We start from the raw sequence: 14,104 nt of genomic DNA, 5'->3' as shown, positions 1-14,104 counted from the left end.
CCCAGGAGCGGTCGCCGCCCTGAGCGAAGCGAGCAAAGCGAGCGCAGCCGAAGGGCCTCGTCTAACGTCGATCGGCCAAATACCGGGACCCCCACCATGCGCCTGAACTCACATCCCAGCGGACGGCATTTCCTGCAGATCCCCGGCCCGACCAATGTCCCGGACCGCATCCTGCGGGCGATGGATCATCCGACCATCGATCACCGCGGACCCGAGTTCAACGCACTGGCCAAGAAGGTCCTGCGCAGCGTCAGGCAGGTCTTTCAGACCAAGCAGCCGGTGATCGTCTATCCGGCGTCGGGCACCGGCGCGTGGGAAGCGGCGCTGGTCAACACGCTGTCGTCCGGCGACCTGGTGCTGATGTGGGAGACCGGCCACTTCGCCTCGCTGTGGAAGAAGATGGCCGACAAGCTCGGCATCAAGTCCGAATTTTTAGGCGGCGACTGGCGCAAGCCGGCCGATCCCGCGGCCATCGAGAAGCGCCTGAAGGAGGACAAGGACCACACGATCAAGGCGGTGTGCATCGTGCACAACGAGACCTCGACCGGCGTGGTGAGCGACATCGGCGCCGTGCGCCGCGCCATCGATTCAGCGCGCCACCCCGCCCTGCTGCTGGTCGATACCATCTCCTCGCTGGGTTCGATCGACTATCGCCACGACGCCTGGGGCGTCGACGTCACGGTGGCCGGCTCGCAGAAGGGCCTGATGCTGCCGCCCGGCCTCTCCTTCAACGCCGTCAGCGAGAAGGCGGTCGCGGCGTCGAAGAGCTCGAAGATGCCCAAGGCGTTCTGGAACTGGGAGGAGATGCTGGCGGCCAATGCCAACGGCTGGTTCCCCTACACGCCCGCCACCAACCTGTTCTATGGCCTCAACGAGGCCTGCGACATGCTTCTGGAGGAAGGGCTCGACGCCGTGTTCGCCCGTCATGCCCGCCACGCCGAGGCGACGCGCACCGCGGTGAACGCCTGGGGCCTGGAGATCCTGTGCAGCGACGAGAAGGCCTACTCCGGCTCCCTGACCGCGATCGTCATGCCCGAAGGCCACGACGCCGACGCCTTCCGCAAGGTCGCGCTGGAGAACTTCAACCTGTCGCTCGGCCAGGGCCTCAGCAAGGTCGCGGGCAAGATCTTCCGCATCGGCCATCTCGGCGACTTCAACGACCTGATGCTGATGGGCACGCTGTCGGGCGTCGAGATGGCGCTGGGCCTCGCCAAGGTGCCGCACAAGACGGGCGGCGTGCAGGCCGCCCTCACCTATCTGCGCGACACCGCACCGGGCGCCAGAGGCTAGGGCTGCCCGTCAGTCGCCAGCGCTGTGGCGGCCACGCTGCGAGACGTGCCATGGCAGGCAGAGGCGCTCGGCATAGTCGAGCACGAAGAACAGAAGCGTGCCGAAGATGCCGAGCAGCACCAGGCAGACGAAGACGCCCAGCGTGTCGAACTGGCCCTGCGCCACCAGGATCTGGAACCCCAGTCCTTTGCTGCCGGCCACGAACTCGCCGACGATTGCACCCACCAGCGCGAAGGAGATGCCGACCTTCATGCCGGCGAACAGGCTGGGTAGTGCACAAGGGAACTTGATCTTGGCCAGCACGGCAAGCGGCGAGGCGCGCGATACGCGGGCGAGATGCAGCATGTCGGGATCGACCGAGCGCAGGCCGAGCACGGTGTCGATGACGATGGGAAAGATGGCGAGCATCAGGGCGATCGCCACCTTGGGCTCCGTGCCGGTCCCCATCCAGATGACGAACAGCGGCGCCAGCGCCACCTTGGGAATCGAGTTCAGGGCCACCAGCAAAGTGTAGATCGTGCGCTCGAGCAGCTTCGAGGAGACGATGGCCACGGCCAGCAGCACGCCCAGCACGACGGCCAGCGCGAAGCCCAGGCACGTCATGCCGAGCGTGAAGCCGAGCTGGCGCATGAACAGGCCGGGCGTCTGCAGGAAGGCGCCGACGATGGCGCTCGGCGCCGGCAGGATCAGCGGCGGCGGCTGGAAGATCCGCACGCCTGCTTCCCACAGGAGCAAGGAGACGGCGAGGACCAGGATGACGTCGCGCGCCTCGCTGGGCGCAAGCAGGCGCTTCAGCATCGGTTACTCCTTGACGATGCCGAGCTCGGCGAAGTGATGACGGATATGCGCGACGTAGTGGCTGAAGGCAGCGCTCTCGCGCACCGCTAGCGAGCGTGGCCGCGGCAGGTCGATGGCGACGATCTCCATGATCGAGCCCGGTGCGCGGCCCATCATGGCCACCCGGTCCGACAGGAAAACCGCCTCGGCAATCGAATGGGTGATGAACAGCAAGGTCTTGCGGGTCTCCTGCCAGATGCGCGCCAGCTCGAGATTGAGATCGTCGCGCGTCATCGCGTCGAGGGCGCCGAACGGCTCGTCCATCAGCAGGAGCTGCGGGTCGGACAGCAGCGCCCGGCAGATCGAGGCGCGCTGACGCATGCCGCCCGACAGCTCCCAGGGATAGCGATGCTCGAACGAGCCCAATCCGAAGCGCGCGAGCAGCCCCAAGGCGCGCTCGCGGTAGGCGTCCGTCGGCTTGCCGGCGAGCTCGACGGACAGCAGCACGTTCTGGAGGATGGTCCGCCAGTCGAGCAGGACGTCGCGCTGGAAGACGACGCCCAACCCGTCGGGCGGCCCGTCGATCCGCCGGCCATCGACCATGATCTCGCCGGCGCTCAGCCCCTCGAGACCAGCCACCAGCTTGAGCAGCGTGCTCTTGCCGCAACCGGAAGGCCCGACGATGCTGACGAACTCGCCGGCGCCGAGGTCGAGGTCGATGCCGGCCACTGCCGGCACCGGTCCACGCGGCGAGGCGTATGTCTTGCCCACGTTGCGCAGGCAGACATGCGCGGCTCCCAGGAAGGTCGATGCCTCAGGCACCGGCTCAGTCCATCAGAGCGTTCGTGAAGTAGTCGTCGGCCTTCCAGCCCGGCTTGACCACACCGGCCGCCTCCAGCGTCTTCAAGGTCGCCTCCCAGTCGGCCGCCGCCTGCCAGCCGATCGGCTTGCCCTTCGTCGCCGGCGTCTCGAAGAAATCGAGCGACATGACGATCTGGCTCTTCTGCACCGCTGGATCGAGGCGCGCGTCCGGGCGGGCGGCGAGCATCGCCTTGACGCCAAGCTCGGGGTCCTTGCGGATCTGCTCCCAAGCGCGCTGCTGGGTCTCGATCAGCTTCTTCAGCGCGGGGCCGCGCTTGGCGATGGTGTCCTCCTTCACGACCAGTCCATAGCTCATGAAATTCAGGCCGGCCTCGGAGGCCCACAGGCACTTGGACGGCCGCGATGCCTCGGCGACCGGCACGGCCGAACTTGCCGTCGACATCAGGCCGTCGGCGCGCTTGGCGATATAGGTGCCCCAAAGAGCGGCAGGATCGACGAAGTCGATCTTCGCGGTCTCGCGATTGAGGCCACCTGCCTTCAGGTAGGGATCGATCAGCGGCGCCCACGGGCTGGCGGCGAACACGACCACGGTCTTGCCCTTGAGATCGGCCGCCTTGGTCATCGGCGAGGCCTTGTCGACCAGCACGCAGAGGTCGGTCTTGGGCATGATGGTGGCGATGGTCTTCAGGGCGGCGCCCTGGGCGCGCGCCGCCCCGAGCAGACCGACCTGGACCTGGCCGACATCGGCCTGCCCGGCATTCACCAGCTGGATGGTGTTGCCCGAGCCGCGGCCGTCCTGGACGTCGACCTCGAGGCCGGCCGCCTTGAACATGCCGTTCTGGTTGGCCAGGTGCATGGCCGCGTGCACGCCCCACGGCGCGAAATCGAGGCGCACCGACATCTTTTCCTGCGCTGCCGCCGGACCTGCCAATGCGGCCGCGATGACCATCGCCGCCGCTACTCCACCCCAAGATATCCTGCTCATCCCCTTCTCCCCTCTCCAGATTGCGCCGCCGGCGCGTCCTGTCCCTCCGACGACGGATGCACGAGATAGGCCAGCACCATGTCGACCACGTGCCGACGCCGGGCGGCAACGCGACGCGGCGTCACCAACGGGCGATCGAGCAGCCAGGACATCGTGTACTGGTTGGACAGGAAGAAATAGGCCAGGCCCGAGATCGACAGGTAGAGATCGATCACGTCGACCTTGCGCCGGAAAATGCCCTCGGATTGACCCCGCCGCAGGATCGTCTGCAGCGTGTCGAGCAGGTTTCCGTAGAGCGGCTTGACCACGGTCGAGCGCTGCAGATTGCGGGCGTAGTGGATGTTCTCGACGCTCATCAGCCGGATCAATTCCGGCGTGGCGACGAAATGATCGAAGGTATGGATGACCAGCCGGCGCATCGCCTGCTCCGGCGGCAGCGCCACCAGCTCCTCGTCGCGCTGGTTGGCGCGCAGGCCGGCCCAGATGCCCTCGATCACCGTGAGGTAGAGGTCTTCCTTGGAGCCGAAGTAGTGATAGAGCAGGTTCTTGTTGACGCCACATGTCTCGGCGATGCGGTCCATCCTGGCGCCGCTCAGCCCGTGGTCGACGAACTCGGCTTTCGCGACGGCGAGGATGTGCGCGCGCGTCGCCGCCGCGTTGCGGGCGCGACGAGGCGGCGACGGGACCTCGGCGACCTGCATTGCTCCCCGCCGCCTCAAGCCGCCGTCGCGACCGGTCGCGCGCGCCCGCGCGCCGCACGCAGGGCAGCGGTGGCGTCGCGATCGAGCGCGCCTGCGGCGGTCAGCACCACAGCATGGAAGCGTTCCGCGTAGTCGCGGCTGATCTTGCCTTCGAGATGGTCTTCCAGCACGGCTTCGGGCGGCCGCTCCAGCGGATCGCCGAAGCCACCGGCACCAGCCTGCTCGTGGACGATCACCGTGTCCTGCCGGATGCTGGTGGTGATCTTGCCGGGCAGAGGTCTGCGCTCGCCGGCCACCTCCATGTAGTTGTTGGAGGTGCCTCCTGGGGAACCACCGGCCAGGCCGTACGGTGCAAAACGGACGCGATCGGTGCGCATCTGCAGGAGCGCTTCGGGCGCGAGGATGCGATACGTCCGACGGATGCCGACGCCGCCGCGATAGAGGCCTGCCCCGCAACTGTCGGTCACGAACGCATATTCCTCGATGCGCACAGGGTGCTCGGCTTCCATCACCTCGACCGGCATGTTGGAGAGGTTCTGCGAGGCGTTGGTCACCGCCTCCAGCCCGTCCTTGTCCGGCCGGCCGCCCCAGGCGCCGCAGATCATGTCGACGATGATGAACGGTTCGCGGTTCGGCCTGAGCCCGCTGATGCAGATGACGCTGTTGCCGCCCTCGCCCGCCGCCGGCACCTTGTCCGGGACGATCTGCGCCAGCGCGCCCAGCATGGCGTCGAAGACGCGGTAGCCGGTGAGCGCGCGCGCGGCGCAGGCGCCCGGCATCGCCGGATTGAGGATCGAGGCCTCGGGCGCCGTCACGTCGACGCAGCGGAACAGGCCGACATTGTTGGGAATGTCCTTGGCCAGCACGCAGCGGACGCTGAGATAGGTGAGCGAGCGGGTGAAGCTCAGGGTCGAGTTGAGGGCGCCGCGCACCTGTGGCGAGGAGCCGGCATAGTCGACGGCGAGCGTGCCGTCGTCGCGCACTGTTATGGCGACCGAGATCGGGATAGGTGTGTCGGAAAAGCCGTCGCTGTCGATATGATCGGTGAACCGCCAGGTGCCGCGCGGCCAGGTCAGGATCTCCTGCCGGGTCAGCCGCTCGGCATAGTCGAGCAACTCCTGCATGTAGGCCTCGAGCTCGTCGGCGCCGTAGCGCTGCATGAGCTTCTCCAGGCCGCGGCGACCGACCTGGGCGGCTGCATACTGGGCCGCGAGATCGCCCAGCACGCGGTCCGGCACGCGCACGTTGATCCGGATCATCTTCTCGAGGGTGCGATTGATGCGGCCCTGCTCATAGAGCTTGAGCGGCGGCATGCGCAGGCCTTCCTGGTAGATCTCGGTCGAATCGGACGCATTGGAGCCCGGCACCCGGCCGCCGACGTCGGTATGGTGGCAGATCACGACGGCGAAGGCGCGCCGCACGCCGTCGTGGAAGATCGGCATGAACATGAAGATGTCCGGCAGATGCATGCCGCCGTGATAGGGATCGTTCATGATCACCACGTCGCCGTCGTGCAGGTCGTCGGCGAAGGCCGTCAGAACCGACTCCATGGCCTCGGGAATCGCGCCGAGATGCTGGGCGATGGTCTTGGCCTGCGCCACCATCTGGCCGTCGGCGGCGCACAGGGCCGCCGAGAAGTCCATGACGTCCTTGACGATCTCCGAGCGGGCGGTTCGCACCACCGTGTAGGCCATCTCGTCGGCGATCGAATCGAGGCCGTTCTTGACGACGGCGAAGGTGATCGGATCGATCTTCATGCGGCAATCTCCACGACGATGCAGCCGATCGCATCGCAATGCACAGTGGCGTCCGGCGGCACGACGACGGTGGCGTCGAACTCCTCGACGATCAAGGGACCGGGGCGAGGAACGCTCCCCAGCGCGTCGCGTCCGACGATCGGAACCGTCACCGCCGGCTCGCCACGGGCGAACGACACGGCTCGGCTCGCGCCCCCAGAGCTGCCGGCACGCGGCGCGACCTTCATGTCGGCGAAATCCAACCGGTTGTCGCGCAGGCCGCGGCCGATGGCGCGCAGCTTCATGAGCTCGACCGGCGTCGTGTCGTGATAGCCGTAGGTCTTGAAGTACTCAGCCGCGAAGCGCTCGTGCAGCCGTTCCAGGTCGTCGCCGTCGAGCGGCACGGTGAGCTCGCTGGCCTGGCCCTCGTGGCGCAATTCGGCCTCGAAGACGATCGCCCGGCGGTCGGGCCGGTAGCCGTCGGCGGCGAGCCGCGCATCGACCTCGCCGGCTACGCCCTTTTGCAGCGCCGCCAGCTCGGCGGCCTCCATGCGGTCGAGGCGACGCACGACGGTGGCCATCGCGATGTGCTCGACGTCGCTCGCCAGCATGCCGACCGAACAGAACACGCCGGAGAGCGGCGGGACGACGACCGTGGGAATGCCAAGCTGGCGGGCGAGATCGAATGCATGCACCCCGCCATTGCCGCCGAACGCCATCAGCGTGAGATCGCGCGGGTCGCGGCCGCGCTCGACGGTGACGGCGCGCACGGCCCGAGCCATGTTGGCATTCGCCACGGCGCGGATGCCGTGCGCGGCATCGGCGACGTCGAGACCCAGCGGGTGCGCAAGATGCTGGGCGATCGCCTTCTCGCTCAGCGCCTTGTCGATGCCGAGTCGTCCGCCGGCCAGGCTGCTGGGATTGATGAAACCCAGCACGACGTTGGCATCGGTCACCGTCGGCCGATCGTTGCCGAGGCCATAGCAGGCCGGGCCCGGAACCGCGCCGGCCGATTGCGGCCCGACCACCAGCAGGCCGCCCTTGTCGATGCCGGCGATCGAGCCGCCGCCCGCACCCACCTCGGCGATGTCGATCGCCGGCACCTTCAGCATGTAGCCGCCGGCCTTGACGAACCGGCTCGAGGTCGAGATGCCGTCGCGAAACTCGTACTCCGACGTCATGGTCGGCCGTCCATCCTCGACGATCACCGCCTTGGCCGTCGTGCCGCCCATGTCGAAGACGATGACATCGCGGTCGCCGCGCGCCTCGCCGAGCCGGGCGGCGCCGATCACGCCGCCGGCCGGACCGGACGCGACGGCGAGCACCGGCTTCTCGCAGATCGCCTTGGCCGCCAGCATGCCGCCATTGGACGTCATGACCAGGATCGGTGCCGCGATGCCGATGCCGCGCAGCCCGGTTTCGAGCCTTTGCAGGTAACGCTGCATGGCGGCCAGCAGGTAAGCGTTGACCACCGTGGTGCTGGTCCGCTCGTATTCCTTGATCTCCGGCAGGACGGCGCAGGAGCTGGTCACGAGCAGGCCGGGAATCGCCTCGCGGAGCAGGGCTTCTGCCCGCTGCTCGTGCACCGGATTGCGATAGCTGTTCAGGAAGGCGATGGCGATCGCCTCGATGCCCTCGGCGACCAGCGCGCGGCCCGCCGCGACCACTGCAGCCTCGTCGAGCGGTGTCACGATCGATCCGTCGGCGGCGATGCGCTCGGCGACCTCGAGGCGGTGACGGCGCGGCACCAGCGGCTTCGGCTTCTCCCAGGTGAGGTCGAACATGTCGGGCATGCGGATACGCCCGATCTCGAGCACGTCGCGGAAGCCCTTCGTCGTGATCAGCCCAGTACGCGCCCCCGCCCTTTGCAGGATGGTGTTCGAGCCGACCGTCGTGCCGTGCATCACCTCGCTGACGCCCGCCGGATCGAGGCCGAGCTCGGCCAGCAGCTGGGCCACGCCCTCGATCACCGCGCGGCTCGGATCGTCGGGCGTCGAGGAAATCTTGCTCTGGTGAATGCGTCCGTCGGCCGTCGCCAGCGCGATGTCCGTGAACGTGCCCCCGATGTCGACCGCAACCTTGCTTGCCGCCGTCGCCCCACCCTCCGGCATGCCATCCCCTTTAACTAACTAGCTAGTTAATTTGACGGCGCCCCTGCGGTGGCGTCAAGAGCTGGGCTATCGCATCTGAAAATTCTTCCCGTCATCCCGACCGGAGCCGCCCGAAGGGCGGCGTAGCGGAGGGACCTCTTTTTGCTTCGCCGGCAACAAAAAAGGTCCCTCGACTGCACCGCCCTTCGGGCGGCTCCGCTCGGGATGACGAGGCTTTAAGTCCCGGTGGGAACGTGGCGGACCGCGCGGAACACGTCGCTGTCCCAGGGCATGCCCTCGGCCAGCGCGCGGGTCGCCGCAAGGTGCGCGGCGCTCGACTGGGTATGGTCGGTCAGGGGCCGCTCGCGCGCCTCCCAGGCGGCAAGCGCGGCCGGCAGGTCGTTGCGGCTCACGCCCTCGACAGCGACGGCGAGGCCGAGCGCGTTCATCATGGCGCATCCCGCCCCCTGGGCCAGCGTCGGCGGCATGGCATGCGCGGAATCGCCGACGATGGCGACACGGCCGGCCGACCAGCGCTCGAGCCGCGTCGTCTCATAGACGTCGTAACGACCCTTGGTGCCGATCGCCTCGAGCGCCGGCCGCAGGTCGGGGAAGCACGAGGCCCAGACGTCGGGATCGACCGGGATCGCCGACGCCGCGGCGTCGGCCACCGGCGCCATCATCGCCATGTACAACGAATCGGTGCCGCACGGCGTGTAGAGGATGCGCAAGGTGCGCGGCGCAAAGGCCCAGAAATCGATGACCTCGTCCCAGCGGCCGCCGACCAGCGGCCCGCGCGGCACCAGCACGCGGATGATGCCGTCGATGTACTTCTTCCGCGCTCCGGGCAAGGCAAGCGACTCGCGCACCGCCGAGCGCACGCCGTCGGCCCCGATCACCAGGTCGGCCTGCAGGCGACGCCCGTCGGCCAGGTGAAGCACGCCGTCCGGAGTTGCGCCGATGGCGCCCGAGTTCGTCTCCAGCTCGACACCCGCCCGGCGCGCCGCCGCCAGGATGGCGGAATAGAGATGCTGGCGCGACATCGTGAGCAGGCGGAAGTGCCCCTCGGAGTTGACCTTGCCGAAGGACATGCAGACGCCGTTGCGCTCGGTCCGGTAGCCCGGCGCGGCATAGGCTCCATCGGCCACGGCGTCGTAGGCACCGATCGCCTGCAGCACGCGCAGGCCGTTGTCCCAGATGAAGATGCCGGCGCCGAAGGCGCGCAGCTCCGTATCGATCTCGTGGACGCGGGCCGTCCAGCCGCGCTGGCGCAGCGCGATCGCGGCGACCAGGCCGGCGAAGCCGGCGCCGGCAATCTCGGCATGCATCACTCGGCAGCGGCCAGGTTCTTGCCGCCGAGCAGGCCGAGCTCCTGCACCCGCTCCTGAGTGTAGAGGTCGCTCCAGTTGATCCAGGATTTGTCGGTGACGAGGTTGGGATCGTAGCCGCGCTCGGGAATCTGCAGGCGCTTGCCGCCGATATGGACGTGGCGGATCCGCTTCTTGTCCTGGAGCAGGGCGATGTTGTCGATGGGCGAGCCTTCGACCGCGATGAAGTCGGCCTGCCGGCCCGGCGCCAGCACGCCGAGCTTGTCGCCGCGCGCCAGGAAGCGGGACGCCACCTCGGTGGCGCAGCGCAGCGCCTCAGCCGGCGTGAAGCCGAGATCGCGCACGAAGATTTCCAGCTCACGGGCATGCCATTCGCCGTAGGGCGTGACGGCAAAGCCGGTGTCGGTACCGGTCATCATCGGGATGCCGGCCTTGCGCGCCCGCTGCAGGTTGGCGCAGGCGATCTCGTACTCCCGGCTCGTATTCTCGATGCGGCCCTTGGTGGCGGCGCGCTCGTAGGACTGCGTGAAGTCTATGATGTTGCGCGGGAAGGTCATGGTCGGGCCGATGGCGGACCCCGACTTGACCATCGCGTCGAGGCATTCGTCGTCGAGATAGTAGGCGTGGAAGATCAGGTCGACGCCGGCGCGTGCCGAATAGAGCGTGGCCTCGCGGCCGCGGGCATGGACCACCACCTTGCGGCCGAGGCGCTGGGCCTCGGTCACCATGGCCGTCGTCTCATCCTGGTTGAAGGCGGCGATCAGCTCGCCGTCGGGCCGGGTCTGGAAGCCGTCCATGGCGATCTTGATGCAATCGACGCCGTTCTTGACCTGGACGCGGATCTCCTCGATCGCCTCGTCCTTGCTGGCGACCAGGCGGCCGATCGAGGTGTCGGGAGCGCCGATCCAGCTCGGATACCAGTCGGTCAGGCCCTGGCGCGAGGTGATGTAGCGGCCGGCCGCGGTGACGCGCGGTCCGTCGAACAGGCCGGCGACGATGGCGTCGCGCACCGAAAGGCTGATCTGCCCGGCATCGCCCGGGGCACAGATCGAGGTGTAGCCAGCGGCGACGACCTTCTGGGCGAAGAACATGCCGCGCAGCGCGCGGAATTCCATCGGCTGGTAGAGATCGATGTCCTCTTCGGTCTTGGCGTTGCCGTAGGCCAGGTGGACATGCACGTCGATCAGGCCCGGCATGACGAACAGCGAGTCGTAGTTCAGCACCGTCTCGCCGACGGCGACCGGCGGAGCACCCGCCGTCGGACCGACGTAGGAGAGCAGTCCGTTGTCGCCGTAGACAAGGGTCCCGCCTGTCGATGGCGCCGCCTGATCACCGGTGAAGAGAGAACCACACCGCACATGGGTCGCCATGAGACTGCCTCCGCTGTCGCCTGCCGCGAGGCTCCATCATAGGCCTCCTTCGCAAGAGATCGCAAAAGCCGGGCCAGGATCAGAGCCGACAAGCGGCTCGCCTATTCATCATGCTCGTGGCGGCAACCGGCCGCGGGCTGCGCGGATCTCCGCTACAGCGCGATCCCAGGCGGCGACGCGTTCGGGCCCGGCGGGATGCGTATCCAGGAAGGCGGTCGCCATTTGTTGCGAGCCGGCCGCCATGCTCAGCAGCAGGCCGCGCGCCTTGTCGAGGTCGATGCCGGCCCGGTACAGGATCGCCGCCGCCAGGTAGTCCGCCTCGCGCTCCTGCTCCTTGGAGAAGGAGAGATGGCCGATCTGACCACCGAGCTGGGCTGCCATCTGCGTCGTATCAGAGGTGGGGGCGCTGCCGGCGACGGCGCCGGCGATCCCGACGATGGCGACGCCGATCAGGGCGCCGATCATCTGATTGCGCACGCCTCTCGCGACGTGGTTGGCGGCGTGATGACCGATCTCGTGCGCCACCACCATGCAGACTTCCTCGTCATTGGCGGCAAATTCGACGATGCCGCGATTGAGCACGATCTGGCCGTATCCCGTGGCACCGGCATTCATCTCCCGACTGCGCGACAGCTGGAACCGCCAGTCGCATACGCCGACATCCATCTCGTGGCAGAGATGGGCGGCCGGCGCCCGCACGAGCTGAATCGCGTTGCGCAAGGTGCGGGCCACCTCGTCGTCGGAGACCGGGCGGCGCTGTGGCGGCGGTGTCATGCCTACCTCCGCCTGCGCCGTGGCGATGTCGCCATAGTTGACCTCGGGCAGCCGATGGACCGCGCCGGCACAGCCACAGACAAGACAACTCCCCGCCAGAGCCATGAAAGATCGCCGCTGCATGATCGCGCCCTCCCTGACCTGGAGGACGAGGCGACGGTGGCAGGCGTTACAGGGGAATCTTCGCCGGGAGCGCGTTCATGGTCTTCCGGACCGCCAGCCTCCGACCGGCCTCATGTTCATGAGCCGGCGAGACGCCGGCGGTCCGGAAGATTGCCAAAGAGCGCGGGAGTTGCGATGCCAGCATTGCAATTCTTGGCTATGGTGAGCCATGGAACTGGACGAAATCGACCTCCGAATCCTGGGCGCGGTTCAAAAGAATAATCGGCTTACCTCGGAAGCCATCGCCGAAAAGGTCGGCGTTTCCGCCACCGCCTGCCAGCGACGCCTGAAGCAACTGCGCGCCAAGGGCGTCATCGAGGCCGATGTATCCATCATTTCCGCGAAAGCCGCCGGCCGGCCGATCCAGATGCTAGTCCTCGTGACGCTGGAACGGGAGCGATCGGATATCATCGATCGCTTCAAGAAGGCGATCAGGACGACTCCGGAGGTCGTGAACGGCTTTTACGTCACCGGAGATGTCGACTTCGTGCTCTATGTCACCGCGCGCGACATGGAGGACTACGAGCAGTTCACGCGGCGCTTCTTCTATGAGAATCAGGACATCAAGGGCTTCCGAACGCTCGTCGTGATGGATCGCGTCAAGGTGGGCTTCGCCCTTCCTCTCCCGGGCGTCACAGACGCGCCCCGCCAGCGAAAGGCCCGTCGAGCGGGAGCGGCCGCGGGCTAGGACGCGGGTGCTCAAGCCTGCTTCGCGAACTCCCAGGCGCCGTGGGGATTGATCTGCCGTTGGGGCGTCGGGAGGCCCAGCATATCGCGCAAGGTCCCGTCGGGATATTCCGTGCGGAACAGCTTGCGACGCTGCAGCTCGGGAATGACGAGATCGACGAAGTCCATCAGTGACCGAGGTTGGACCGGGTTGATGACGTTGAAGCCGTCGGCCGCCTTGCTGCGGTACCAGTCCTCGAACTGATCCGCCACCTGACCAGCCGTGCCCTTGAAGATGACATGGCCCGCCGAGGGCACGATCAGCTTGTACATCTCGCGGATCGTCATCTTCTGCTGCTTGGCGAGCTGGTCGATCGACTTGCGATAGCTCGTCATGCCGACCACTTCCTCCGACATGTCGGGTAGCGGGCCGTCGATTGGATAGCCGGAGAGATCCTGCCGGCAGAACTTCGACAGCGAGGCGACGCCGACCGGCGGAGGGATCAGGTCCTGCAGCTCAGCATAGAGCTCGTCGGCCTCCGCCGCCGTGCGCCCGACATAGACGGTCACGCCCGGCATGATCTTCACCGCATCGGGGTTGCGCCCGCGCCGCTCGACGCGAGCTTTCTGATCGGCATAGAATTCCTGGGCCTCTTCCTTGGTCAGCGCGACCGAGAAGATCAGCTCGGCATGCTTTGCCGCCAGCTCGCGGCCCGGCTCCGACTGCCCTGCCGAGGCAAGAACCGGGTAGCCCTGCGGCAGGCGTGCGACGTTGAGCGGGCCTTGCACCGAGAAGTGCTTGCCGACATGGTTCAGCCGCTGGACCTTGGACGGCACGAGGAAATGACCGGTGGCCTTGTCTTCGATGAAGGCATCCTCGGCCCAGCTGTCCCACAGCCCCTTGCAGATCGTGACGAACTCGTCCGCGCGTTCGTAGCGCTCGTGACGCGGAACGTGCGCCGACCGGCCGAAATTGTGCGAGTCCCCTTCATAGTTTCCGGTGACGATGTTCCAGCAGGCGCGGCCGTTGCTCAGGTGATCCAGCGAACCGAACCGCCGCGCCAGCAGGAAGGGCTCGTCGTACGTCGTCACCGCCGTACAGAACAGGCCGATATGCCTGGTGTGCTGCGTCAGCGCGGCGAAGAGCATCAACGGATCGTAGGTCGATGGCCGGTCGGTGTTGGTATTGGCGACGAACATGACGGGATCGTCCATGGCGCGAACGGCGTTGCCGTCCGCCAGGAACAGCATGTCGAACTTGCCGCGCTCGGCGAGCTGGGCCTGGGCGATGAACACCTCGAACCGCATGTTGGTCTTCGGCCAAGCGTCCTTGTGCCGCCATCCCGCGAGATGGGCGCCAACCGGGAAGATGGTGGTCATGAGGTTCATCATGGATGGTCACT

At 67.3% G+C, this 14,104-nt stretch carries 12 protein-coding genes; 2 read left to right on the top strand and 10 right to left on the bottom strand.

The genetic code is table 11. The features are described 5' to 3' along the window. Positions 1-96 precede the first annotated feature (96 nt). A complete protein-coding gene (locus RSO01_RS12110; RefSeq protein ID WP_147149354.1) occupies positions 97-1,290 on the top strand; it encodes a pyridoxal-phosphate-dependent aminotransferase family protein in 1,194 nt (397 codons plus the stop codon). A 9-nt stretch (positions 1,291-1,299) separates the two neighbouring features. Here RSO01_RS12110 and RSO01_RS12105 read toward each other — a convergent pair whose 3' ends face one another. The 9 genes from RSO01_RS12105 to RSO01_RS12065 all read right to left on the bottom strand — a co-directional run bounded on the left by RSO01_RS12105 (position 1,300) and on the right by RSO01_RS12065 (position 11,996). Continuing rightward, positions 1,300-2,088, bottom strand: a complete 789-nt coding sequence (locus tag RSO01_RS12105; RefSeq protein ID WP_147149353.1) for an ABC transporter permease — start codon at positions 2,086-2,088, stop codon at positions 1,300-1,302. A 3-nt stretch (positions 2,089-2,091) separates the two neighbouring features. Next, positions 2,092-2,889, bottom strand: a complete 798-nt coding sequence (locus RSO01_RS12100) for an ABC transporter ATP-binding protein (protein ID WP_246158334.1) — start codon at positions 2,887-2,889, stop codon at positions 2,092-2,094. 4 nt (positions 2,890-2,893) lie between these two features. Beyond that, positions 2,894-3,874, bottom strand: a complete 981-nt coding sequence (locus RSO01_RS12095) for an ABC transporter substrate-binding protein (protein WP_147149352.1) — start codon at positions 3,872-3,874, stop codon at positions 2,894-2,896. After that, positions 3,871-4,575 (bottom strand): TetR/AcrR family transcriptional regulator, encoded by a 705-nt coding sequence (locus RSO01_RS12090; RefSeq protein WP_147149351.1) that lies wholly within the window; start codon positions 4,573-4,575, stop codon positions 3,871-3,873. The genes RSO01_RS12095 and RSO01_RS12090 overlap by 4 nt, the downstream gene beginning before the upstream one ends. A 14-nt stretch (positions 4,576-4,589) precedes the next feature. Then, a complete protein-coding gene (locus tag RSO01_RS12085; RefSeq protein WP_147149350.1) occupies positions 4,590-6,332 on the bottom strand; it encodes a hydantoinase B/oxoprolinase family protein in 1,743 nt (580 codons plus the stop codon). Then, positions 6,329-8,422 (bottom strand): hydantoinase/oxoprolinase family protein, encoded by a 2,094-nt coding sequence (locus RSO01_RS12080; protein WP_147149349.1) that lies wholly within the window; start codon positions 8,420-8,422, stop codon positions 6,329-6,331. Before RSO01_RS12080 ends, RSO01_RS12085 begins: the two co-directional genes overlap by 4 nt. A 215-nt stretch (positions 8,423-8,637) precedes the next feature. After that, positions 8,638-9,729 carry an FAD-dependent oxidoreductase gene (locus RSO01_RS12075; protein WP_147149348.1) on the bottom strand — a complete coding sequence of 364 codons (1,092 nt, stop codon included), beginning with the start codon at positions 9,727-9,729 and terminating at the stop codon, positions 8,638-8,640. Next, on the bottom strand, positions 9,729-11,099 hold the full coding sequence (locus RSO01_RS12070) for a metal-dependent hydrolase family protein (RefSeq protein WP_147149347.1): 1,371 nt from the start codon (positions 11,097-11,099) through the stop codon (positions 9,729-9,731). The genes RSO01_RS12075 and RSO01_RS12070 overlap by 1 nt, the downstream gene beginning before the upstream one ends. Positions 11,100-11,207: 108 nt before the next feature. After that, positions 11,208-11,996 (bottom strand): M48 family metallopeptidase, encoded by a 789-nt coding sequence (locus tag RSO01_RS12065; RefSeq protein ID WP_147149346.1) that lies wholly within the window; start codon positions 11,994-11,996, stop codon positions 11,208-11,210. A 208-nt stretch (positions 11,997-12,204) separates the two neighbouring features. Between RSO01_RS12065 and RSO01_RS12060 the strand changes: the two genes are divergently transcribed. Continuing rightward, entirely contained in the window at positions 12,205-12,723 is a 519-nt protein-coding gene (locus RSO01_RS12060) for an Lrp/AsnC family transcriptional regulator (protein ID WP_147149345.1), read from the top strand. Positions 12,724-12,734: 11 nt separating this feature from the next. Here the strand turns inward: RSO01_RS12060 and RSO01_RS12055 are convergent, their stop codons facing one another. After that, a complete protein-coding gene (locus tag RSO01_RS12055; protein WP_218037320.1) occupies positions 12,735-14,081 on the bottom strand; it encodes an LLM class flavin-dependent oxidoreductase in 1,347 nt (448 codons plus the stop codon). Positions 14,082-14,104 lie beyond the last annotated feature (23 nt).

The sequence above is a fragment of the Reyranella soli genome (assembly GCF_007992495.1).
Lineage (GTDB): Bacteria > Pseudomonadota > Alphaproteobacteria > Reyranellales > Reyranellaceae > Reyranella > Reyranella soli.
This window is presented reverse-complemented; position numbering and strand designations above follow the sequence as displayed.

Excerpts from the sequence above, each read along its gene's own strand:
- RSO01_RS12110 (WP_147149354.1), top strand. The coding sequence starts at position 97 with ATGCGCCTGAACTCACATCCCAGCGGACGGCATTTCCTGCAGATCCCC.
- RSO01_RS12105 (WP_147149353.1), bottom strand. The coding sequence starts at position 2,088 with ATGCTGAAGCGCCTGCTTGCGCCCAGCGAGGCGCGCGACGTCATCCTG.
- RSO01_RS12095 (WP_147149352.1), bottom strand. The coding sequence starts at position 3,874 with ATGAGCAGGATATCTTGGGGTGGAGTAGCGGCGGCGATGGTCATCGCG.
- RSO01_RS12090 (WP_147149351.1), bottom strand. The coding sequence starts at position 4,575 with ATGCAGGTCGCCGAGGTCCCGTCGCCGCCTCGTCGCGCCCGCAACGCG.
- RSO01_RS12085 (WP_147149350.1), bottom strand. The coding sequence starts at position 6,332 with ATGAAGATCGATCCGATCACCTTCGCCGTCGTCAAGAACGGCCTCGAT.
- RSO01_RS12080 (WP_147149349.1), bottom strand. The coding sequence starts at position 8,422 with ATGCCGGAGGGTGGGGCGACGGCGGCAAGCAAGGTTGCGGTCGACATC.
- RSO01_RS12075 (WP_147149348.1), bottom strand. The coding sequence starts at position 9,729 with ATGCATGCCGAGATTGCCGGCGCCGGCTTCGCCGGCCTGGTCGCCGCG.
- RSO01_RS12070 (WP_147149347.1), bottom strand. The coding sequence starts at position 11,099 with ATGGCGACCCATGTGCGGTGTGGTTCTCTCTTCACCGGTGATCAGGCG.
- RSO01_RS12065 (WP_147149346.1), bottom strand. The coding sequence starts at position 11,996 with ATGCAGCGGCGATCTTTCATGGCTCTGGCGGGGAGTTGTCTTGTCTGT.
- RSO01_RS12060 (WP_147149345.1), top strand. The coding sequence starts at position 12,205 with ATGGAACTGGACGAAATCGACCTCCGAATCCTGGGCGCGGTTCAAAAG.
- RSO01_RS12055 (WP_218037320.1), bottom strand. The coding sequence starts at position 14,081 with ATGACCACCATCTTCCCGGTTGGCGCCCATCTCGCGGGATGGCGGCAC.